At 39.9% G+C, this 20,965-nt stretch carries 16 protein-coding genes and 1 pseudogene; 4 read left to right on the top strand and 13 right to left on the bottom strand.

Annotated elements, in window-relative coordinates; all coding sequences use genetic code 11:
* Positions 1 to 68: 68 nt before the first annotated feature.
* The 13 genes and pseudogenes from FHG85_RS00445 to thiS all read right to left on the bottom strand — a co-directional run bounded on the left by FHG85_RS00445 (position 69) and on the right by thiS (position 14,609).
* The gene (locus FHG85_RS00445; protein WP_173072314.1) at positions 69 to 1,127 is read right to left on the bottom strand and encodes a lipopolysaccharide biosynthesis protein; all 1,059 of its coding nucleotides are present in this window, start codon (positions 1,125 to 1,127) and stop codon (positions 69 to 71) included.
* 27 nt (positions 1,128 to 1,154) lie between these two features.
* Positions 1,155 to 1,939 (bottom strand): annotated as a pseudogene (locus FHG85_RS13340) (FkbM family methyltransferase).
* Positions 1,940 to 2,037: 98 nt separating this feature from the next.
* The gene (locus FHG85_RS00430; RefSeq protein ID WP_173072311.1) at positions 2,038 to 4,500 is read right to left on the bottom strand and encodes a polysaccharide biosynthesis tyrosine autokinase; all 2,463 of its coding nucleotides are present in this window, start codon (positions 4,498 to 4,500) and stop codon (positions 2,038 to 2,040) included.
* 75 nt (positions 4,501 to 4,575) lie between these two features.
* Positions 4,576 to 5,334, bottom strand: coding sequence for a polysaccharide biosynthesis/export family protein (locus FHG85_RS00425; protein ID WP_173072310.1), 759 nt, complete (start codon positions 5,332 to 5,334; stop codon positions 4,576 to 4,578).
* Between the two features lie 1,358 nt (positions 5,335 to 6,692).
* On the bottom strand, positions 6,693 to 7,826 hold the full coding sequence (gene wecB / locus FHG85_RS00420) for a non-hydrolyzing UDP-N-acetylglucosamine 2-epimerase (protein WP_173072309.1): 1,134 nt from the start codon (positions 7,824 to 7,826) through the stop codon (positions 6,693 to 6,695).
* Positions 7,827 to 7,910: 84 nt separating this feature from the next.
* Positions 7,911 to 9,053, bottom strand: coding sequence for a polysaccharide biosynthesis C-terminal domain-containing protein (locus FHG85_RS00415; RefSeq protein WP_246249230.1), 1,143 nt, complete (start codon positions 9,051 to 9,053; stop codon positions 7,911 to 7,913).
* A gap of 63 nt (positions 9,054 to 9,116) precedes the next feature.
* Complete coding sequence (locus tag FHG85_RS13240) at positions 9,117 to 9,266, bottom strand: GxxExxY protein (protein ID WP_246249311.1); 150 nt, start codon at positions 9,264 to 9,266, stop codon at positions 9,117 to 9,119.
* A 107-nt stretch (positions 9,267 to 9,373) separates the two neighbouring features.
* Positions 9,374 to 9,487 carry a GxxExxY protein gene (locus FHG85_RS13295; protein WP_262886962.1) on the bottom strand — a complete coding sequence of 38 codons (114 nt, stop codon included), beginning with the start codon at positions 9,485 to 9,487 and terminating at the stop codon, positions 9,374 to 9,376.
* Between the two features lie 56 nt (positions 9,488 to 9,543).
* Positions 9,544 to 10,593: a polysaccharide biosynthesis protein gene (locus tag FHG85_RS00405; protein WP_173072308.1), complete on the bottom strand. Its 1,050-nt coding sequence runs from the start codon at positions 10,591 to 10,593 to the stop codon at positions 9,544 to 9,546.
* Between the two features lie 1,092 nt (positions 10,594 to 11,685).
* Positions 11,686 to 12,987: an NCS2 family permease gene (locus FHG85_RS00400; RefSeq protein WP_317167912.1), complete on the bottom strand. Its 1,302-nt coding sequence runs from the start codon at positions 12,985 to 12,987 to the stop codon at positions 11,686 to 11,688.
* Positions 12,988 to 13,029: 42 nt separating this feature from the next.
* Positions 13,030 to 14,076 (bottom strand): aldose epimerase family protein, encoded by a 1,047-nt coding sequence (locus FHG85_RS00395; protein ID WP_173072307.1) that lies wholly within the window; start codon positions 14,074 to 14,076, stop codon positions 13,030 to 13,032.
* 2 nt (positions 14,077 to 14,078) lie between these two features.
* Positions 14,079 to 14,396, bottom strand: coding sequence for an FtsB family cell division protein (locus FHG85_RS00390; RefSeq protein WP_173072306.1), 318 nt, complete (start codon positions 14,394 to 14,396; stop codon positions 14,079 to 14,081).
* 3 nt (positions 14,397 to 14,399) lie between these two features.
* The gene (gene thiS, locus FHG85_RS00385; protein WP_173072305.1) at positions 14,400 to 14,609 is read right to left on the bottom strand and encodes a sulfur carrier protein ThiS; all 210 of its coding nucleotides are present in this window, start codon (positions 14,607 to 14,609) and stop codon (positions 14,400 to 14,402) included.
* Between the two features lie 1,249 nt (positions 14,610 to 15,858).
* Between thiS and ileS the strand changes: the two genes are divergently transcribed.
* The 4 genes from ileS (at position 15,859) to FHG85_RS00365 (ending at position 20,955) form a co-directional block, all read left to right on the top strand.
* Positions 15,859 to 19,302 carry an isoleucine--tRNA ligase gene (ileS, locus tag FHG85_RS00380; protein WP_173072304.1) on the top strand — a complete coding sequence of 1,148 codons (3,444 nt, stop codon included), beginning with the start codon at positions 15,859 to 15,861 and terminating at the stop codon, positions 19,300 to 19,302.
* A gap of 49 nt (positions 19,303 to 19,351) precedes the next feature.
* Complete coding sequence (locus tag FHG85_RS00375; RefSeq protein ID WP_173072303.1) at positions 19,352 to 19,729, top strand: TraR/DksA family transcriptional regulator; 378 nt, start codon at positions 19,352 to 19,354, stop codon at positions 19,727 to 19,729.
* Positions 19,730 to 19,820: 91 nt separating this feature from the next.
* On the top strand, positions 19,821 to 20,495 hold the full coding sequence (locus FHG85_RS00370; RefSeq protein WP_173072302.1) for a lipoprotein signal peptidase: 675 nt from the start codon (positions 19,821 to 19,823) through the stop codon (positions 20,493 to 20,495).
* Positions 20,485 to 20,955: an AIR carboxylase family protein gene (locus FHG85_RS00365; protein ID WP_173072301.1), complete on the top strand. Its 471-nt coding sequence runs from the start codon at positions 20,485 to 20,487 to the stop codon at positions 20,953 to 20,955. The genes FHG85_RS00370 and FHG85_RS00365 overlap by 11 nt, the downstream gene beginning before the upstream one ends.
* Positions 20,956 to 20,965: the final 10 nt, after the last annotated feature.

The following is a 20,965-nucleotide window of genomic DNA, read 5'->3' as shown; positions in this document are numbered from 1 at the left end:
CTCCATAGCAAATAATTATGTAATATATAAATGAAGATAACGAAAGCCAAAAATCAGGTTGAACCTTCTTAAGTGTCCATAAAGTAATGATATAATTGCTCCCTAATAGCATTATGATTCCAATAGTTCCGAGAATAAAAATTATTTTTGTAAATCTTTAAATGCTTTTTGATCCAATTAAAATCGTTTTTAGTATATGCTTCTGTAAATGGCCAGTATGATTTTATTACTGTTGAATAAATCATATAAATAACTGAGAAATATTTCTGTGTTGTGAAAAATAGAGTTACTCTCTCTGGACCAAAATGATGTGAGATTATAATATTAGGTAATTGAGTAATAATCAAAATAGATATTTGTATTATTAGAAACTTGAATCCAACGCTAAGAAGTTTATTTGAATGCGAAAGTTTTATATAATTAACTGAAGGCGATATTGTTGTATATTTATATCGAAATGTATAAGCTGTAAAAAAAAGCAATACAACTACAGGAACACTAGTCGTAATAGAACCAAAAACAAGTAATTTATTTTCCCATTGAAAATATGGTAATAATATTATTAACAATAAACTAAGAGTTTGTCCTATAGTATTAATCAAACTACCAAAAGCCACTCTTTGATTGGCCTCATACACTTGAATAACTATCTGAAATACAAAACGTATGCTTACTACAATTATCAAAATGGACATTAATTGAGTAATGGTTTGAGAAAGTTCTTCTGGACAGTTTAATATGTCAGGCCAATATATTAAATGATTAAAGAATAAAAGCAATATAGCCAATAAAGTAAATATTACACTAAGTAGGAAGTAAGTTGTTGAAATGTATTCTTTTGCTAATTTTATTTTTTTTTGTGCTAAAGACTTAGCTAAATAATTTCTTAAACCATGTCCAAGACCAAGATCAAAATAACTTAACCAAAAAAGAATTGAATAAATAGCTATCCATACTCCATAAAGTTTAGTGTCGAGAAAATTTAATGATACAGGTACAAGCACCAATCCTATAACAATTCCTGCTGCTTTTAAAAAAAGACTAAATAAAGCGTTTTTATTGGCTTTTATGGATCGTGTCTCGTTTGTGTTTGGTAAAAAAAAGTTCTTTAGAAATGTAATTTTCACTTGAAATAAAAGAATTAAGCAACAATTTTATTCTGCGTATATGTCGTTAGTTTGAAAATTAAAATTTTCTACTTTACATAAAGTATGATTTCTAAATTCATAAAATTCATATCCATATTTCTTTAATAGCAGAAAAACATCGTCATGCTTATGCATAAATCCTTTTACAAATGGGTTGTACTCAAAAAATAATTTAGGCTTATACTTCCTTAAAATGTTGTCAGAGCCTTTGAAAACTAAATATTCAGCACCCTCTGTATCACATTTTATAACGTCAACTCTGCTTATATTATTCTCTTCTATAAATTTATCTAATTGCATTGTTTCAACTGTAACCACTTCTTTTATAGGCTGTAATGGCTTATTAGCTAAAGAATTATAGGCGTGGTCTTCACAAATATAATAATTGGACTTACCATCTTTATCACTGAGACTAGGTTGTAAGTTTTTACATTCTTAATATCATTTAATTTAATATTATTATTAAGTTCCTTAAAAATGTTTACACTTGGTTCAAAACTGTAAATAATTCCTTCTTCAGAAACCAGAGAACTTGCAATTAGTGAATAAACACCAATGTTTGCACCAATGTCTATAACACAATCAGAATTCTTAACTACTTTCTTAAATAATTCAATGTTATCATTTTCAAATTTTCTCGTTATTATTCTCCTATCTACTGATCTATCCAATCTTAAATTTAACTTAAAGCCGTAATTTGAACGATAGACGATGTATCTCCTCTTTAAAAATTTAAGGGATATTTTAAGTAATTTGTACTTACTATAGTGAAATGCATCAACCAAATTCATATTCAAAGTTTTTAAAAGTTATTTTTATTCTCAATATAATACTTCGTTTTGTTACTTACATTATATAAGTAACATATCCGAAATATGTTTAAAAATATTTAAAATAATAGTTTTATCTTTTCCTTCCACGAAAGTGGTGGCTCATCATCATCGGAATAGTAACCACTTCCATAGTACTTGTTATAGTAACCCTTTCCGTAATAATATCCATATCCATAGCTATACCCATAGCTGTAGGCATAGCTATAGCTGTAGCCATAGCCTCTGCGTGGTGCAAAATCGTTAATTACAAGTGCAAGGTTTCGAATTTCCTGGTGCTTGTATATATCGTTAATAAGGTTAAGCACCTCGCGCGATGAGTACCCATAGCGAACTACAAACAGGTTTGCATCAGTAAAACGAGCAATAAGGAAAGCATCGGAAACAATAGCAACGGGTGGACTATCGATAATAACGTAATCGTAATTTTGGCGAGCCCAGGTAATAAGTTCATCCATTTTGCTTGACCCAAGCAGTTCGGCAGGGTTGGGTGGGATGGGACCACTAGGCATAAAGTAAAGATTTTCAACCTCCGATGGGAATATAATATCTTCAATATTGCTTCGACCAATCAGGTAGGTGCTTACACCTATTGCTCCAGTATAGCTAAACAGTCGATGAACTCTTGGTTTACGAAGGTCAAGACCAAGTAGTAGCACTTTTTTCCCTGTTACAGCAATAATTGCAGCTAGATTAGCTGCAGTAAATGTTTTTCCCTCACCCACAACTGTCGAGGATACAGCTATTACCTTTTTATCTGGTTCACGTAGTAGGTATTGCAGGTTTATTCTAAGCCCACGAAACGATTCGGTTAATGTTGATTTTGGCTTGTCAATGGTTGGCATCTCTGTTTCATAGCGATTATGACCAAGCGTACCGATAACAGGCACCTTGGTCCGCCTTGAGATTTCCTTTAGGTCAACCAGTTTATCGTTAAAAAAGTCGTACGTTAGCATTACAATAAAAGGCAGAGCTAGTCCAATAAGAAGGGCAATAAGATAGTTGAGCGATTTTTGCGGTTTAATCATTGTGGCGTTCTCGGGTCGGGCATAGTCGAGTATCTTATTATCGGAGATGTTTGAAGCGCGTGCTATAGCAGCCTCAGCACGTTTTTCCTGAAGGTAGGTGTACATCTTATCAATAAGGTTGAAATCGCGTTCAAATCCAATAAGCTGCCTTTCGTTTACAGGCAAGCGCATCATCTCTGTTTCAACCTCTTTAATACGATTCTTGAGCTGCTTTTGTGCAATGGCATTGGCCTCAACCAAGCTGTTAACCTTTTCAATAAGCGATTGGCGCAGATTTTCAATTCTTATATCGAGTTGTTCCAATCCCGGGCTACCAGGTTTAACGGTAGCACGCATCTCCTCGCGTTCAATGTATGCTCTTGAAGCTTCGGCAAGTAGCGTATTTAGCTGTGGGTCATCAACTCCAAGGACCGATGGAGCTATTAGGGTATTAAGGTCCTTGCGTTGCGAGAGGTAATCTTTTAGGTAATTGTAGTAGTAACCCCTTAACTCAATATTTCCCTGCTCCTGCTGTATCGATTTAATCCGATCGATTAGCATATTCCCCTCGCGTGAAATGTCTAATACCCGGTTGTTAGTTCTAAAGTCCTGAAGGCGCTGCTCAGCATTACGCAACGAATCGGTCATAAGTGCCAGCTGCTTATCAATGAATTTTACGGTATTCTCAGCTATCTGGTTTTTCTCCTCCAAACCCCTTCGGATATATACCTCCATAAGCTTATTCAGATAGTCGGCCTCCTGCTCGGCAACATAGCCACTTGTGCTGAGCGTTAGAAGTGATCCCTTTTTATCGTTAAGCGTAACGCTTACCTTTGATTTATACTGTAGCGCCATGCTGTTGGGATCGTTGATAGTAAAATAGTACTTGCTAACGCTACCCTGCTCTAACTTATTTGATGGGTTGCGTAGAACCACAGTAAAGTTAAAATTCTCATTGGTGAAGCGTTCCCCAAACCTTAGGGTTTGTTCAATCCCCATTCCATCGTCAATTTCAAGTCTATATCTTATTGAATCGAGAATGGTAACATAAATGGGATAGTTTAGCAGGTTATTGGCACCGCTGTCAATTATCACCTTAAAGGGGCATCGCTTATAGAGCTGCGACTCCTTAATTCCACGCCTGCCAACGGCGGTGTAAGTAACCTTGAACTCCTCAAGCTCATCTATTGCCTGGCGGGCAAGGGAGTACGATTGAAGTATTCCAATTTCGTTCTGAACACTTTTGGTATTTTTGGTTAGCCTTAAGCTTTGTATTAGCTGCTCGGCCCCAACATACGATTTTGTATTGTCATCGTCACGTACAATCACGCTGGAGGTAACACTGTAAACCTGCTGGGAGTAACGGTTAATCAGGTAGGCAACAAAAAGTGCGATAAAGACGGTAATGGCATACCAGTACCAGTTTGCAATCACGCGGTATAGTAGCTGTTTTATATCGAGGGTTTCCTCCTCTGGGTAACCGTTTGGATTACGTGGTATAATATCTTGATTCATGTTTTCGTCCTGTACCATTCAAATAATTCCTCCTATAAAGCTAATTTAGTTGAACATGAACCATATCTTTAACAGCTATTTCTTTAAGAAATTCAAAAATAGTAAAACCGTAGTAAGTGTCGATAAAATAAGTTGGATATTTGGGGTATTTAGAGCCATAACTTTCCCTTTTCGGGGTTCTACTATAACAGTATCATTGGGTTGAAGAAAAAAACCTTCGGAGGTTACAATGTTTTTATCCTGAAGGTTCATCCTAAACGTTTTAACTCCTTGAGGCGTGTTTCTTAGTACAAGAACGTTGCTACGCTCTCCAAAATCTGTAAGATCGCCAGCCATTCCAATGGCTTCAAAAATATTAAGGTTATCCTTGTAGTTAGTGTAGGTGCCTGGAAGTTTAACCTCGCCAAGAACTGTTACTCTAAAACTTAAAAGTTTCACAACAACAAGGGCATCCTTTAGGTACTTGTTAGCAGCTTGTTGGATGGATTCCTGCGCATCGCGCACTGATAGTTCGGAGATTTTCACTTTCCCAATAACCGGCAGGTTAACCTGTCCCGAATCATTTACTGAGAACCCACTAATGTAACTCGAGATTTCCGTGTTATAGCTCGCATTGGTGTTTTGAGTGTTTGCCAGGTTAAAAAGTTGGCTAATGTTAGGATCCTGTGTATAAATTTGAATGCTAAGAACATCACCTGGCTTAATAAGGTAAACAGGTGCTTTTATTGCACCAAGTGTTTCATTGGTGACATCATTAAGATAAACCAGCTGAGCCTTTCTGTTACATGAAACAGAAGCAATAAGAGTTGCTATTATGATCAAAAATTTCCTCATTCCATGCAAATATTACACAAATATAGTATTTTGAGGATTAAATCAACAAAACTAAATAAATAGTTTGAAGTATACTGCCTACTGTGTACATAATTTATTAATCCTACTTATCTGTGGCTGAGTCTTAAGTTGGCTGGGCTAATATAAGCATCACTTGTCGAAGAATTTGAGGGAATTAAAAGAAGTTAGATGAATTTAAAGGAATGATTCGGAATGAATCGGAAGCTCATATGACAATTCTTGAATCTTGAATCTTGAATCTTAAATTTGGAATTTCACGCACTGCGAAACTCTGTGCATTCCTCTGTGTAACTCTGTGGTGTAGAAAATAAAATCCAGATGCCTCAGATAAACAAATCTTTATCGTTTAACGCTTAACGTTTTACATTTATCGTTTATCGTTTTTGGTGTATAGATTTTTTTGGCCTCATCCCTAGCCCCTCTCCTGAGAGGAGAGGGGAGTTTAAGCCTCCCCTCTCAGGGGAGGTATGGAGGGGTCGTTTGAAGGAAAGAATGATTCGTAATGAATCGGAAATAATCGGAATGTATCGGAAGAGTCTTGTTGCTCCTAACCAGCCAAGGTTGCACTTGTGGTGGCTGAGCTTGTCGAAGCCATGTTTGTTTCCCCTTCTTTTGCCTTGATGCAAAAGAAGCAAAAAATCAAGGCTGAAAAGCCTGTTCCGATGGGTGCCCCGTGGTCGTGTCTTCAGCGCGGCGCAACTCGCCATGCCGCAGGCATGGCTCAAACAGCACCGCTTCCTAAACCCTTCGCAACGACCCGCCCACGACCCATTGGCGGAACAGCCTTTTATGCCGTTATCTTGCAAACCGAGAATCCTACCTGTTGGTCTAATCTTGAATCCGTCTTCGCTGGACAATTCTTGAATCCGTCTTAGCCGGACAATTCTGAAATCTTGAATCTGAAATCTTGAATTATTGTCATGCCGAGCGAAGCCGATGCATCTCTTCTTGAAGAATATGAGGAAGTTAAAGGAAGTTAGAGGAAGTTAGAAGAATGATACGGAATGACTCGGAATTATTCGGAAGTATCGGAATTTCATTTGACAATTATTAAATCTGAAATCTTGAATCCGTCTTCGCCGGACACAGCCTTGAATCCGTCTTCGCCGGACAATTCTTAAATTTGGTATTTTACGCACTGCATAACATTGTGCACTTCTCTGTGTATCTCTGTGTACTCTGTGGTGTAAGAAATAAAATGCAGATACCTCAAACAACCCTTTATCGTTTAACGCTTAACGTTTAACAATTAGCCACTAACTACTAGCCATTAACTTTTAACTTTTAACGAAATTCGTCTTTTTACTTTATCCTTTGAGCTTTATCCTTTAATCGTGCTACTCCCCCCACACCACTCTCTTCACATAATCGGTATAGCTTAGAATAATCCTTATCACCTTATCGGAAACATTAGGCATTGAATAATCGGCAACAGGACGGAAGTTTCGCTCTTTGCCGATTTTTTGTTGCTGTACCTGTGCTAATCCTTGCATGATACGCTCGGGGTTTAGCCCCACCATCATAACTGAGGCCTCCTCCATGGCCTCGGGCCTCTCATGTGCCTCTCGTATGTTTAATGCCCTAAAGTTGAGGATGCTTGATTCCTCCGAAATGGTTCCGCTGTCGGAAAGTACAGCAAATGCGTTAATCTGCAGCGCGTTGTAATCGGTAAAGCCAAGCGGTTTAAGGAAGTTAACAAGGGAGTTTACCTTTACTCCTTTTGCATCAATCATTTTCCTTGTTCGTGGATGGGTACTAACAATTACTGGGTATCCATAGGTTTCTGCAATAAGATTTAGCGACGCGATAAGGTTGTTAAAGTTCTTTTCGGAGTTAATATTCTCCTCACGGTGGGCGGAAACCACAAAGTATTCACCCTTTTTAAGGTTCAGCCTAGCAAGAACATCGGACTTTTCAATGCGAGGGAGGTAGTGGTTCAACACCTCGTACATGGGAGATCCCGTTTTTATTACCCTGTCGGCAGGTAGCCCTTCGCGGAGCAAATATTCACGAGCAATATCGCTATAGGTTAGGTTTATATCAGCAATGTGGTCAACTATCTTTCGGTTGGTTTCCTCGGGTACGCGCTGATCGAAACAGCGGTTTCCAGCCTCCATGTGGAAAATGGGGATATGTCGCTTCTTTGCAGGAATAGCGCAAAGGCAGCTATTGGTATCGCCTAGAACCAGCATGGCATCAGGTTTTAGTGCCTCAAGTAGCGGGTCAATTTTAATTAGAATCTGGCCAATGGTGGCAGTAGCGCTTTCACCTGCTGCATCAAGATAGTAATCGGGCTTGCGGATGCCCATATCATCGTAAAAGATTTGGTTGAGCTCGTAATCGTAGTTCTGACCAGTATGAACAGTAATGTGTTCTATGGCAGGGCTTTCGTCGAGCTTGGCCATTACACGCGAGAGACGAATTATCTCGGGACGCGTTCCTACTACGGTTAGTACTTTAAGTTTTTTCATTATACTAGTTACAGGGTGTTACAGAATGTCTACACAGCGTTACACAATGCTTTTGCTCGGTGAAACTCTGTGTAAATTTAAAAACTATACTACTTCAAAAAACGTATCTGTATCGTTTGGGTCGAAGTGTTCGCTAATCCAGAAGATGGTGTAAACATCATCGTTGCCAACATTCTTAATGTTGTGGGTGAACCATATTGGCATATCCACAACCGATGGGTTTCTATCGCCATCGAGCTCAAAGGTAAACTTTTTATCCGTACCAATACGACGTAGCTCAATAACCGCTTTACCCTTAATTACCGCAAACCGTTCGGCCTTGCGGGTATGGAAATGATTTCCTCGGGTAACACCAGGTTTTGTGGTTGAAAACGAAACCTGTCCACCGCTATTCAGCTTCACGGTTTCAACAAACGATCCCCTATCGTCGGTCTTAAGCTCCAGCATGCGCGGGAAGAACTTTTCATGGTCAATATAGCAGACAAAGGTGTTAAAAAGGTTACGGTCGAATGGGTCGTTAAGATTTGGGAAGATACCATTTTCGAAATAGCTGGACTTATAATCGTTAAGCTTAGCTAGAATAGATGAGACCTTTATGGTTTTGGTATGTGGAACATTAAAGGTTTCGGTGTTTGAGCCAGCTTTTGACTCGGCAAAAAGTAGTATTCTGTCGATAAAATGCTTAACCAATTCCGAAACGTAGATGAGTTTAAGCTCGCCATCCACCTCAATTCGGGGCTCTTCGTTATGTGTAAGCTGATGGCAAAAGGTTGCAACCACCGAATTGTAGTAGGGCTTGCCGAAAGGTCCAAAAACATTGGGAATGACAAAACCGCTAAACTGAGAGTGGTTTTGCTTAGCCCAATTCTCAAAAAGCATCCGCCCTTCTCGTTTAGATTTTCCATAAAGGTTATCGCGCTCCTCTTGTGTTGAGGAAGAAAATAGAATATGAGGCTTGGAGCCAGTTGCCTCACAGGCATTAATAAGCTTATTAACCAAACTAAGATTGGTTTCGTAAATAACCTGTGGATTATTATGGCGATTCATTGCGGCCAGGTGGACTATGGCATCGCAGGATTTAACGAATTGGTAAAGCTTTTCAGAGTTTTCAAAATAGTTATCCTCAAAAGGGATGCGTTCAAACACATCTGGGTATAACCCAAGGGTGTTGTACAGGTGGGTACCAATAAATCCTGACTGTCCGGTAATGCCTACTTTAATCATCATTTTCTGGTTTTAATAGTCTCACAGTGTTACACAAAGTAAATCACAATGCTATACAGAATTTTGTCATAAAATTATTCTCTTTATTCCATCTTTTAGGCTCTTAGTGTTAAGATTAAGAAGAAGTCCAAGATGTAAGTTGGTTAGTTTTAAGTAAGTCAAAACATGTGCTATGTGAACATCGGTGAATGCTTCTACACTCTTAAGTTCAACAATAATCTTATTTTCAACAATAATATCTGCCTATATCCACAATCTAACTTTATTTCTTCATAAATAATGAGGTATTGGTTTTACAACATCAACAAAAAGTACCTTCTTCTTTAACTCATAAACAAGGCATGCTTATATGCTGATTCAAGCAACCCTGGGCTATGTGTAGTATGAACTTTATATGCCGAATCCAAAATCTCGTGTGTTAATACATTTATATCCATGAACTCTGAGTAACTCTGTGTGGTAACTCCGTGAAACATTGTGACACTAATACAATTTAAGGCTCATAAATATGCCCAGAGCTCTCGTTGAGGATATCCTTCCTTATCATTGGAAGTTTCAGGAGTAACTTTTTCATTCCTTCTACATCAAGCCTTTGTGTATTATGGGAGTTATACTCCTCTATTCTGGTGATATCAGCCTGTCCCTCATTGAAGTATAGCCCATAGTTAAGATCTCGGTTATCGGCAGGGATTCTAAAGTAATCTCCCATATCAATTGCTTTAACCATCTCTTCGCGGGTTAGCAGGGTCTCGTAGAGTTTTTCGCCATGGCGTGTTCCAATTACCTTAATCGGATTTTTTGCCTGGTAAAGTTCAAGCAATGCCTTTGCCAAGGTTTCTATAGTTGCAGCGGGTGCCTTTTGAACAAAGATATCCCCGGGTTGGCCATGCTCAAAGGCGAATAGCACAAGGTCAACAGCATCATCAAGTGTCATCATGTAGCGGGTCATTCCAGGGTCGGTAATGGTAAGGGGTTGTCCGTTTTTAATCTGTTCAACAAATAGGGGAATAACCGATCCACGTGATGCCATAACGTTCCCATAGCGTGTACCACAGAATACCTGCTTGTTGGGGTCGTTATTCCGAGATCGGGCTATCATTATCTTTTCCATGAGAGCTTTGGTAATTCCCATGGCGTTAATAGGGTAAACAGCCTTATCGGTGCTAAGGGTAACTACACGCTTAACATCATATTTCTCAGCGGCATCAAGAACGTTATCGGTTCCAATAGCATTGGTTTTAAGCGCCTCTACAGGGAAAAACTCGCAGGATGGAACTTGCTTTAAGGCAGCGGCATGAAAAACGTAATCGACACCAACCATGGCTGAACGCACGCTCGATTCGTTTCTTACATCTCCAATGTAAAACTTTATACGCTTATCGTTGTAGAAGCGGCGCATATCGTCCTGTTTCTTTTCATCACGGGAAAAAATTCTTATCTCGCGAATTCTTGTATTAAGAAATCGACGTAAAACAGCATTGCCAAACGACCCACTACCACCAGTAATGAGCAGCGATTTATTATCGAAAAAACTTTTTGTCATATAGATTAGGTTTACTTATCAAAATTAACCATTAGTTTAAGAACTACCAAGTTTTTGGTTAGCATGCGAATCGTATAGAAGGTAATTTATTCAGACTTTGAGCTTTTACATTGTAAAACTTTGTGCATCTATGTGATTCTATCAATAGTCTAAAGAACAGTTTTTCATGCTGAACTTGTCGATGCATCTCTTCTTGAAGAATATGATGAAGTTAAAGGAAGATAGAGGAATTTAAAGGAATGAGTCGGAAGCGCCTTGTTATTTCGAACCTGCCAATGTTGTGTTTGTGGTGGCTGAGCCTGTCGAAACCACATTTGTTCCCCCTTCTTTTGCCTTGATGCAAAAGAAGCAAAAAATCAAGGCTGAAAAGCCTGTACCGATGGGTGCCCCGTGGTCGTGTCTTCCGCGCGGCGCAACTCGCCATGCCGCAGGCATTGCTCAAACAGCGCCGCTTCCTTTACCCTTCGCAACGACCCGCCCACGACCCATTGGCGGAACAGCCTTTTATGCCGTTATCTTGAAAACCAAGAATCCAACCTGTTGGTCAAATCTTAAATCCGTCTTCGCAGGACAATTCTGAAATCTTGAATTATTGTCATGCCGAGCGTAGCCGAAGCATCTATTGTTGAAGAATATGAGGAAGTTAAAGGAAGTTAGAAGAAGTTAGAGGAATGATAAGGAATGAATCTGAATGAGTCGGAAATATTCGGAAGGAATCGGAAATTCATTCGACAATTTTTGAATCCGTCTTCGCCGGACAATTCTGAAATCTTGAATTATTGTCATGCCGAGCGTAGTCGTGGCATCTCTTCTTGAAGAATATGAGGAAGTTAAAGGAATGATTCGGAAAGACACGGAAATATTTGGAATGAACTTGAAGATTTAAGTAGCCATATTTGTTTTTTCTCCTGAATGCCTCTGTGTATTCCTCTGTGTAACTCTGTGGTGTAAAAATAAAATGCAGATGCTCCAAACTAACATTTTTTCATTTAACTTTTAACAACTAACAATCAACCATTAACGCATAATGTTTAACGATTAACTTTTAACTTTTAACTACTAACTATTAACGCTTAACAACCCTCTCCTTTCCTACACCATAAACTTCAACAAAAAGAATAATGTCAAAATCCACATCACCAAGCTAATCTCCTTAACCCTTCCACTAAGCGCTTTAAGTATTACATACGAAAGCATTCCAAACGCGATGCCCTCGGCAATACTATAGGTTAATGGCATCATAATAATTGTTAGGAAAGCGGGAATCGACTCGGTGAAATCGTCGAAGTTAATTTTAAGGATAGGGCTCATCATAAACGAACCAACCAGTATAAGCGCCGGTGCAGTTGCTGCTGCTGGCACCATTAAAAATATTGGTGAGAGAAAGAGTGCTAAAAGAAACAGGATAGCTGTAACTAGCGATGTTAACCCAGTTCTACCACCTTCAGCTACTCCAGCAGCACTCTCTACATAAGTAGTAACGGTGCTTGTGCCAAGTAGTGCTCCTGCTGTAGTACCAATGGCATCGGCAAATAGGGCCTGCTTTACTCTAGGAAGTTTTCCATCCTTATTTATCATATCTGCTTTTGATGCAACCCCAACAAGCGTTCCAAGGGTATCAAACATATCGACAAAAAGAAAGGTAAACACCACAATCAGCATATCTAAGCTAAGGATGCTGCTAAACTCGAGCTTAAATGCGATAGGTTTAATTGATGGTGGAAGGCTAAAAAGCCCACTTTCTGGAACATGTGTTAAGCCAAAAGGAATACCTGCCAAGGTCACCAAAAATATTCCAATTAGCAAGGCTCCTTTAACTCTAAGCGCCAGAAGAATGCCCGAAACAATTACTCCAGCAAAGCAAAGTAGAACAGCTGCTGAACCCATATCGCCTAGACCAACTAACACCTTATCATTATTTACAATAACACCAGCATTTTGTAATCCAATAAAAGCAATAAACAAGCCAATACCAGCCGATATTGCATGTTTCAGGCTAAAAGGTATAGCATCAATAATCTTTTCTCTAACATTAAAAAATGTAAGCAGGATGAAAATTATTCCTTCAAGGAAGACTGCAGTTAAAGCAAATTCCCAGCTATGTCCCATGCCCTTAACAACAGTAAAAGCAAAAAAGGCATTAAGTCCCATTCCTGGAGCAAGTGCAAATGGAAGACGAGCCCAAAGAGCCATTACTACGGTTGCAATTACCGATGCTAATGCTGTTGTGGTAAAAAGTGCATCTCTGCTCATTCCCGATTCGGAAAGTATATTGGGATTAACGGCAAGAATATAAGCCATCGTCATAAATGTAGTTATACCCGCTAGAATCTCTGTTCTTATGGTGGAGTTAGCTTTAACTATACCAAAAAAACTTTCAATCCTGTTTTTCATCTTTATTGATTTTAGTTAGTATCAAAAAAAACTTATCACTAGCTACCTGGCAACCCCACCAATCGATATTGTAAAAATTGTGGTATGATCATACTCCTCACCAGGGAGCAAAAGCGTTGAGGGGAAGTGTGGTGTATTTGGAGAATTTGGGAAGTGTTGAGGTTCCATGCACACAGCCCAGTTTCCTTTCTCGGGAAGTTTAATTAGCGGGTTCTCAACATTGGGTTTGTTAATTGGAGTGTAAAGCTGGATTCCTGGTTGCGTAGTGTAAATGGATATGCCAATATGTGTTTTAGGGTTATAAAGAACAACAGAGGCATTCTCAATTGTTGGATTATTTAACGCAAAACAATGGTCATATACCTCTCCTGCTAGGTCTAGGTCAGCTCCAATGGCCTTAAATTTCCTAAAATCGAATGGTGAACCATCAACATCCCTTAGCTCACCTGTGGGAATTAGCTCGCTATTTACAGGTAGATACTTATTGGCATCAATTTTAAGCATATGGTCTAGCACATCGCCCTTAAAACCGCCCAGGTTAAAGTAACCATGCGTAGTAAGGTTAATGTGGGTTGGTTTGTCGGTAGTTGCTCTGTAACTTATGCTAATCTGGTTATCGTCGGTTATTTGGTAAATCACCCAAACCTCAACATTTCCAGGAAATCCCTCATCACCATCGGGGCTTTTAAGATGAAACTCTAAAAGGCAAACACCGTTGTGCTCCTCAAATAGCACACTATCCCACACCTTATGGCTAAAGCCCTCCGTTCCGCCATGAAGGATATTATTTCCTTCGTTTGCTGTCAACCGGTACTCTTGGCCTTCGATGTAAAATTTTGCTCCCTCAATACGGTTGGCATACCTGCCAACAATAACGCCTGGATAGTAGTTTGCTTTAAGATAATCGTTTGGTCTTAGTAAACCGTAAGCTAAATTTAAAGGTTCGTTATGGTTATTAAGCAATCGCATCGATACTAAGGTTGCACCAAGGTTCGAAAAGGTTACCTCCAAACCGCTTTCTGTGGTTACGGTATAAATCAATAAATCTCGACCATTTAGGTTTCCCCAGTGGCTTGAGCTAAATTCCATGGTTATAAATCGTTTTCGTCTACAATAAAAATATCCTCATCAGGACGTTTCATCAGGTATTGCTCACGAGCAAACTTTTCCAGGTTCTCCAGGTTGGTTTGCAGCTCGTGTATTTTTTTTCTATCCTCCTCAATCTTATTAAGGTAGTAAACCTTCTCCTCCTCAAGCTTTTTTATTCTCTGCCTGGTAGAGTACATTTCCACCCAGTTGCTACTATCAAAAAGAAGCATCCAAAGCAAAAAAATTAGTCCTGTAAGGAAAAACTTATTCCTTAACTTGGGTAAAATCCATTTCCAAAATGTAAGCTCGTTAATGGGCATCAATCAACCTCCACTTATCAGATGAATAACCTGTACGTTGTCGCCATCCTGAATCGTAGCTTTTGCATACTCGTCTTTCTTTACAAGTTTTCCGTTTATTTTAACCACCAGCATTTTAAAGGTAAAATTCTTGATGGCTAGCAATTCACTCACTGTAATGGTGGCTTTATTAGTTTCAAGATGTTCGGCTTGGTTATTCAAAATTATATCCATGGCTCAAATATTTTTATGGGCGTGCCCCCTAACGGGGTCGGGCTGCTACGGGCTACGCTTCGCTCCGGCAATCCACGCCATCCGGCGTGGCAGTGCTGCTTCGCACCCTCCGCATCCCTCACGCAAATATAGCCATTACCCAATGCATTTTAAAATAAATTTTGATGAGCTTTTGTTTTTTTACTGGAAATGAAATAGCAGGGTGATGTTATAAAAAGGGGAATATCGGGAAGCGTTAAGGTTACTAGTTAATGGTTAATAGTTAGTAGTTAAAAGTTAATCGTTAAACGTTAAGCGTTAATAGTTAGTAGTTAATAGTTAAAAGTAAAAAGTTAAACGAAAAAATGTTAGTTTGGGTCAACTGTATTTTATTATACCACTGAGATATACAGAGGAATGAACGATGTTACTTAGTGGGTGAATTCCAAATTCAAGAATGTCTAGCGAAGACGAATTCAAAACTGCGTCTGGCGAAGAAGGATTCAAGATTTGACCAACAGGTAGGATTCTCGGTTTTCAAGATAACGGCATAAAAGGCTGTTCCGCCAATGGGTCGTGGGCGGGTCGTTGCGTAGGGTTAAGTAAGCGGTGCTGTTTGAGCCATGCCTGCGGCATGGCGAGTTGCGCCGCGCGGAAGACACGACCACGGGGCACCCATCGGAACAGGCTTTTCAGCCTTGATTTTTTGCTTCTTTTGCATCAAGGCAAAAGAAGGGGAAACAAACGTGGCTTCGACAAGCTCAACCACCACAAGCTCAGCATGACAAATTGATTCTTGGGGGTATTACTTGAAATTGCGATGCAACGTCTCATATTCGCTCTTTGGCGTGGTTCTTTCGTGCATCGCAAAACTCTTTTGGTCTTGTTGATTCTACCATTACTTAGCCCCTACGGGGCTATGTTTTCAATCTTTATTAGTTGATTGATTCTGTGCTTTCTTTTCTAAATACCAAAAACTAAAAACCAAACACGGTCTCAAATCTTCCGATTCATTCTGACTCATACCGTATCATTCCTCTAACTTCCTCTAACTTCTTCTAACTTCTTCATATTCTTCGGAAAACGTGGCTTCGACAGGCTCAGCCACCGACAAGCAGCCATTATTGGTGTAATTTAAAAATTCTGCACACTGTACACTGCACACTATCCCACCATTAAAAAATTCTATTGTTTTGATTATCTGAAAAAAACTCTAATTTTGTGAAATTTTTCTGAAAGACTATTTTTCTGTATTTAAAGCTATTAACATATGGGTAACCTGAAGTTTAAAGAGTACAAAGCATTAGATTTATCGCAGGTAAATAAAGACGTACTTAAAACCTGGGATGAACAGGATACATTCCGCAAAAGTTTGGAAACACGCAAGGGCCATCCAAAATTTATCTTCTACGAAGGCCCTCCTTCAGCCAATGGAATGCCTGGTATTCACCATGTTATGGCAAGAACCATCAAGGATATCTTTTGTCGATTTAAAACACAAAAGGGCTTTTTAGTTGAGCGTAAAGCCGGTTGGGATACTCACGGTTTGCCTGTAGAACTTGGGGTAGAGAAAATGCTTGGCATAACCAAGGAAGATATTGGAACCAAAATTTCTGTTGAGGAGTACAATAAAACTTGCCGTAAGGAGGTAATGAAGTATACCGACTTATGGGAGGACCTCACCCATAAGATTGGTTACTGGGTTGACATGGACGACCCTTACATTACCTATGATAACCGCTATATCGAAACATTATGGTATTTACTTCAAAAGCTTTTTGAAAAGGGTTTACTTTACAAGGGCAAAACCATTCAGCCATACTCACCTGCAGCAGGAACCGGTCTTAGCACTCACGAGCTGAATCAGCCCGGTTGCTACCGCGATGTTAAGGATACAACTATCGTTGCACAGTTCAAGGTGGTTAAGAATAACGAATCGAACTTCCTTTTTGACCTTACCGATACACCCGATGTGCATATTATAGCATGGACTACCACACCTTGGACGCTCCCTTCGAACACTGCTCTTGCGGTAAATGCAAATATTAAGTATTCGGTTGTTCGAACTTTCAACCCTTATAGCGGTGAGCCCTTAACTGTTGTTCTTGCTAAGGACAGGCTCAGCTACTACTTCCCCGAAGCTAATGCAGAACTATCGTTCAACGAGTATAAGCCTGGCGATAAAAAGGTTCCCTTTAAGGTGCTTACCGAGGTTGATGGTGCAAAACTTGTTGGTATACGTTACGAGCAGCTTTTCCCATGGGTGAAACCCGAGGGGGATGCATTCAGGGTTATCGCTGGCGATTTTGTTACCACCGAGGATGGTACCGGCGTGGTTCACATCGCTCCAACCTTTGGTGCCGACGACGACAGGGTTGCCAAAGCTTCGGGAATCGCTCCGCTTATTCTTCGCGACAAGTATAAGAATATAGAACCCATGGTTGACCGCCGTGGACGTTTCTATCCCATTGAGGAGCTTGACCCCGACTTTGTAAAAAACAATATCAATGTTGAGCAATATAAGGTTTACGCTGGTCGATTTGTTAAAAACGATTACGACCCCACCCTTCCCGAAGATGCGCCTACCCTTGATGTTGACCTTGCCGTTGAACTTAAAAAGGAAAACAAAGCCTTTAGAATAGAAAAGCATGTACATAACTATCCCCATTGCTGGAGAACCGATAAACCCGTTCTGTACTACCCGCTCGACAGCTGGTTTATAAAGGTAACCGCCCTTAAGGATAGAATGATTGAGCTTAACAAAACCATCAACTGGAAACCTGCAAGCACTGGAACCGGGCGTTTTGGTAAGTGGCTCGAAAATCTTTTAGATTGGAACCTTTCGCGTTCACGTTTCTGGGGAACCCCGCTACCTATTTGGGTATCGGAGGACAGAAGCGAGATGATTTGCATTGGCTCTGTTGCTCAACTTAAAGCGGAAATCGACAAGGCAGTAAAGGCTGGATTCATGGAATCGAACCCTCTTGCCAACTATAAAGAGGGAGATTTTAGCAAGGAAAACTATGAGTCCTTCGATTTGCATCGCCCGTTTGTCGATAATATCATCCTGGTTTCACCTAGCGGCAAAAAGATGTTCCGCGAAACCGACCTGATTGACGTTTGGTTCGACTCAGGTGCAATGCCTTATGCTCAAATTCATTATCCTTTTGAGAACAAGGAGCTATTCAATGAGGTTTTCCCGGCCGACTTCATTGCCGAGGGAGTTGACCAAACCCGTGGCTGGTTCTATACGCTTCATGCACTGGCTACCCTGCTTTTCGATTCGGTTGCCTTCAAGAATATTATTTCCAACGGATTGGTACTTGACAAGAACGGCAACAAGATGAGTAAACGCCTTGGTAATGCCGTTGACCCATGGGAGGTTATTGAGAAGTATGGATCCGATCCCTTACGCTGGTACATGATTACAAACGCTCAACCCTGGGACAACCTTAAGTTTGATATCGATGGGGTTGACGAGGTGAAACGTAAATTCTTCGGAACGCTTTACAATACATATTCATTCTTTGCACTTTATGCTAATGTAGATGGATTTACCTACGCCGAGGAGGAGGTTCCCTTTGACCAACGTCCAGAAATTGACCGTTGGATTCTTTCATTACTTAACAGCTTAGTTAAAGAGGTTGAAGAGGCTTACGAAGATTTTGAACCTACTCGCGCAGGTCGTGCAATTCAAGATTTTGTTATTGAGCAGCTCAGCAACTGGTATGTAAGGCTTAATCGTAAGCGTTTCTGGGGTGGTGAGTATAATACCGATAAGATTGCTGCATACCAAACCCTATATACTTGCCTAGAGACTGTAGCAATGCTTGCAGCACCAATTGCTCCTTTCTATATGGATCAACTGTTTACCGATTTGAATAGGGTATCGGGCCGTCACAAAGACGAAAGCGTTCACCTTTCCGATTTTCCAAAGTATAACCCTGAACTAATTGATAAGGATCTTGAGGAAAGGATGGAGATGGCTCAAACCATCTGTTCACTTGTACTTGGTTTACGTCGTAAGGTGAACATTAAAGTGCGTCAACCTCTCCAAAAAATAATGATTCCGATTCTCGATCAAAAGTTCAAAGATCAGCTTGCTGTGGTTGAAAACTTGATACTTAGCGAGGTAAACGTTAAGGAGTTGGAATACCTGACCGATACTGCAGGTATTCTGGTTAAAAAGATTAAGCCCAACTTCAAAACCTTAGGGCCAAAGTATGGCAAGGCTATGAAATCAATCTCTGCTGCAATTGCTAAAATGACCCAAGAGGATATTGCAGCATTTGAACGTAATGGTCAATTCACAATTAACACACCCGATGGGGACATCAAATTGAATTTAGAAGATGTGGAAATCCTGTCGGAGGATATTCCTGGATGGCTTGTGGCCAACGAGGGTAGGTATACCGTTGCGCTTGATGTTACTGTAACCGAGGAGCTCCGAATGGAGGGTATTGCCCGTGAACTTATTAACAGGGTACAGAACATCCGTAAAGAATCGGGCTTTGAGGTTACCGATAAAATTCGTATTACCCTTCAAAAACATGAAAAGTTGAACAAGGCTGTTGAGGTACATCGTAACTATATATCAACTCAAACCCTTGCTCGTGAAATAAATCTTGTTGATGGGGAACTAAATGGAAATTCTAACGTAATAGAGTTAGATGATTTAACTACCAAAATAGTTGTTGAAAAGATTAACGACTAAATTGAATCATCTACCATGTTTTTTTATATATTTAGCAAAATTTAAAGCCATGGGAGAGAAAACTAGATATTCGGACGAGGAGTTGGCGGAATTTAAGGAGATAATTCTGCAAAAACTCGAAAAAGCACGTAAGGATTACGAAATCCTTAAGAGTGCCATTACCATGGATGAAAGCAACGATACCGAAGATACATCGCCAACCTTTAAGGTGCTGGAAGAGGGTGCTTCAACCCTTTCAAAAGAGGAGGCTGGGCGCCTAGCTCAACGTCAGTTAAAGTTTATTCAACACCTTGAGGCGGCTTTAGTTCGTATCGAAAACAAAACCTATGGTATTTGCCGCGAAACCGGCAAGCTAATCTCAAAAGAGCGACTTCGTGCCGTACCGCATGCAACTCTTAGCATTGAGGCTAAGAATAACCAGCGATAGCCGATTATGTTAATAGCTTAAATCATACAGAGCGACCATTTGGTCGCTTTGTCTTTTTATATTAGTTTTACACCTTAATTTATCTTCATATATGAGACTAAATAAGAGGCAGTTAGCGGTTCTGATAGTTCTTCTGATTCTATTTATCGATCAGGTTTCTAAGGTTTGGATAAAAACACACTTTGCCATAGGCGACGAGGTTAAGGTTATTGGCAACTGGTTTATCCTTCATTTTACTGAAAACCCAGGAATGGCTTTTGGCCTTAAGTTTTGGGGTATTTGGGGTAAAATTGCTCTAAGCATATTTCGTATTGGAGCAATTGTGGCTATTGGTTACTATCTAAATCACCTTATTAAACAAAACGTTAAGACAGGCTTAATTGTTGGGATTTCACTTATACTAGCAGGGGCTATTGGAAATATTATTGATAGCGCATTCTATGGCTTTTTGTTTGACACAGGGACAACCTACAGCGAGCAGTTTAACCAATGGGTTTCATACTATGGTGTTTCTAAGCTAAATTTTGAGGGATATGCTGGATTTCTTCAGGGTTGTGTGGTTGACATGTTGTATTTTCCTATAATAGATACCGTTATTCCTGACTGGGTGCCAATTTGGGGTGGACAAAATTTTCTTTTCTTCCGTCCTGTTTTTAACATAGCCGATTCTTCAATTACAATTGGTGTTATTTATTTACTACTTTTTCATAGGAACTCAATATTTATCAACTCAAAACACCAAAATCAAACAAATCATGAATCGTAAGGTTGTAATTATTATGGGCTCAAAGGCCGATTTGGACTGGGCCAAAAAAATTGAAGAACCGCTTAAAGGTTTTGGCATCGAAGTGGTAACTCGTATTGCTTCGGCACATAAGGTTCCGCTAAAATGCTATGAGCTGATTAAGCAGTATGAAAAAGAAAATGTTGTATTCATTACCATCGCTGGAATGAGTAATGCTCTTAGCGGCTTTGCCGATGCCCAAACCCATTGCCCTGTAATTGCATGCCCACCTTATAGCGATAAGTTTGCTGGTGCCGATATATATTCTAGTTTACGAATGCCTTCGGGTGTTGCACCGCTCACGGTTCTTAGCCCCGAAAACGCAGCTATAGCTGCTGCCAAAATTATTGGGCTTACAAATCCCGATATCCAACAAAAAATTGATGCTTATCAGGAAAAGAAACGTGCTGATATTGAGGAAGCCGATAAAAATTTACAATAAAACTTAAGGA

It is taken from the genome of Tenuifilum thalassicum (genome assembly GCF_013265555.1).
Lineage (GTDB): Bacteria > Bacteroidota > Bacteroidia > Bacteroidales > Tenuifilaceae > Tenuifilum > Tenuifilum thalassicum.
The sequence above is the reverse complement of the archived record's forward strand: the minus strand, read 5'-3'. Positions and strand labels throughout refer to the sequence as shown.

Bases quoted from the DNA above. Each gene is read 5' to 3' on its own strand.
- FHG85_RS00375 (WP_173072303.1), top strand. From the start codon at position 19,352: ATGGGAGAGAAAACTAGATATTCGGACGAGGAGTTGGCGGAATTTAAG.
- wecB (WP_173072309.1), bottom strand. From the start codon at position 7,826: ATGAAAAAACTTAAAGTACTAACCGTAGTAGGAACGCGTCCCGAGATA.
- FHG85_RS00395 (WP_173072307.1), bottom strand. From the start codon at position 14,076: ATGGAATTTAGCTCAAGCCACTGGGGAAACCTAAATGGTCGAGATTTA.
- ileS (WP_173072304.1), top strand. From the start codon at position 15,859: ATGGGTAACCTGAAGTTTAAAGAGTACAAAGCATTAGATTTATCGCAG.
- FHG85_RS00415 (WP_246249230.1), bottom strand. From the start codon at position 9,053: ATGATGATTAAAGTAGGCATTACCGGACAGTCAGGATTTATTGGTACC.
- FHG85_RS00430 (WP_173072311.1), bottom strand. From the start codon at position 4,500: ATGAATCAAGATATTATACCACGTAATCCAAACGGTTACCCAGAGGAG.
- FHG85_RS00400 (WP_317167912.1), bottom strand. From the start codon at position 12,987: ATGAAAAACAGGATTGAAAGTTTTTTTGGTATAGTTAAAGCTAACTCC.
- FHG85_RS00365 (WP_173072301.1), top strand. From the start codon at position 20,485: ATGAATCGTAAGGTTGTAATTATTATGGGCTCAAAGGCCGATTTGGAC.
- FHG85_RS00425 (WP_173072310.1), bottom strand. From the start codon at position 5,334: ATGAGGAAATTTTTGATCATAATAGCAACTCTTATTGCTTCTGTTTCA.
- FHG85_RS00370 (WP_173072302.1), top strand. From the start codon at position 19,821: ATGAGACTAAATAAGAGGCAGTTAGCGGTTCTGATAGTTCTTCTGATT.
- thiS (WP_173072305.1), bottom strand. From the start codon at position 14,609: ATGGATATAATTTTGAATAACCAAGCCGAACATCTTGAAACTAATAAA.
- FHG85_RS00405 (WP_173072308.1), bottom strand. From the start codon at position 10,593: ATGACAAAAAGTTTTTTCGATAATAAATCGCTGCTCATTACTGGTGGT.
- FHG85_RS00390 (WP_173072306.1), bottom strand. From the start codon at position 14,396: ATGCCCATTAACGAGCTTACATTTTGGAAATGGATTTTACCCAAGTTA.
- FHG85_RS13295 (WP_262886962.1), bottom strand. From the start codon at position 9,487: ATGGATATAAATGTATTAACACACGAGATTTTGGATTCGGCATATAAA.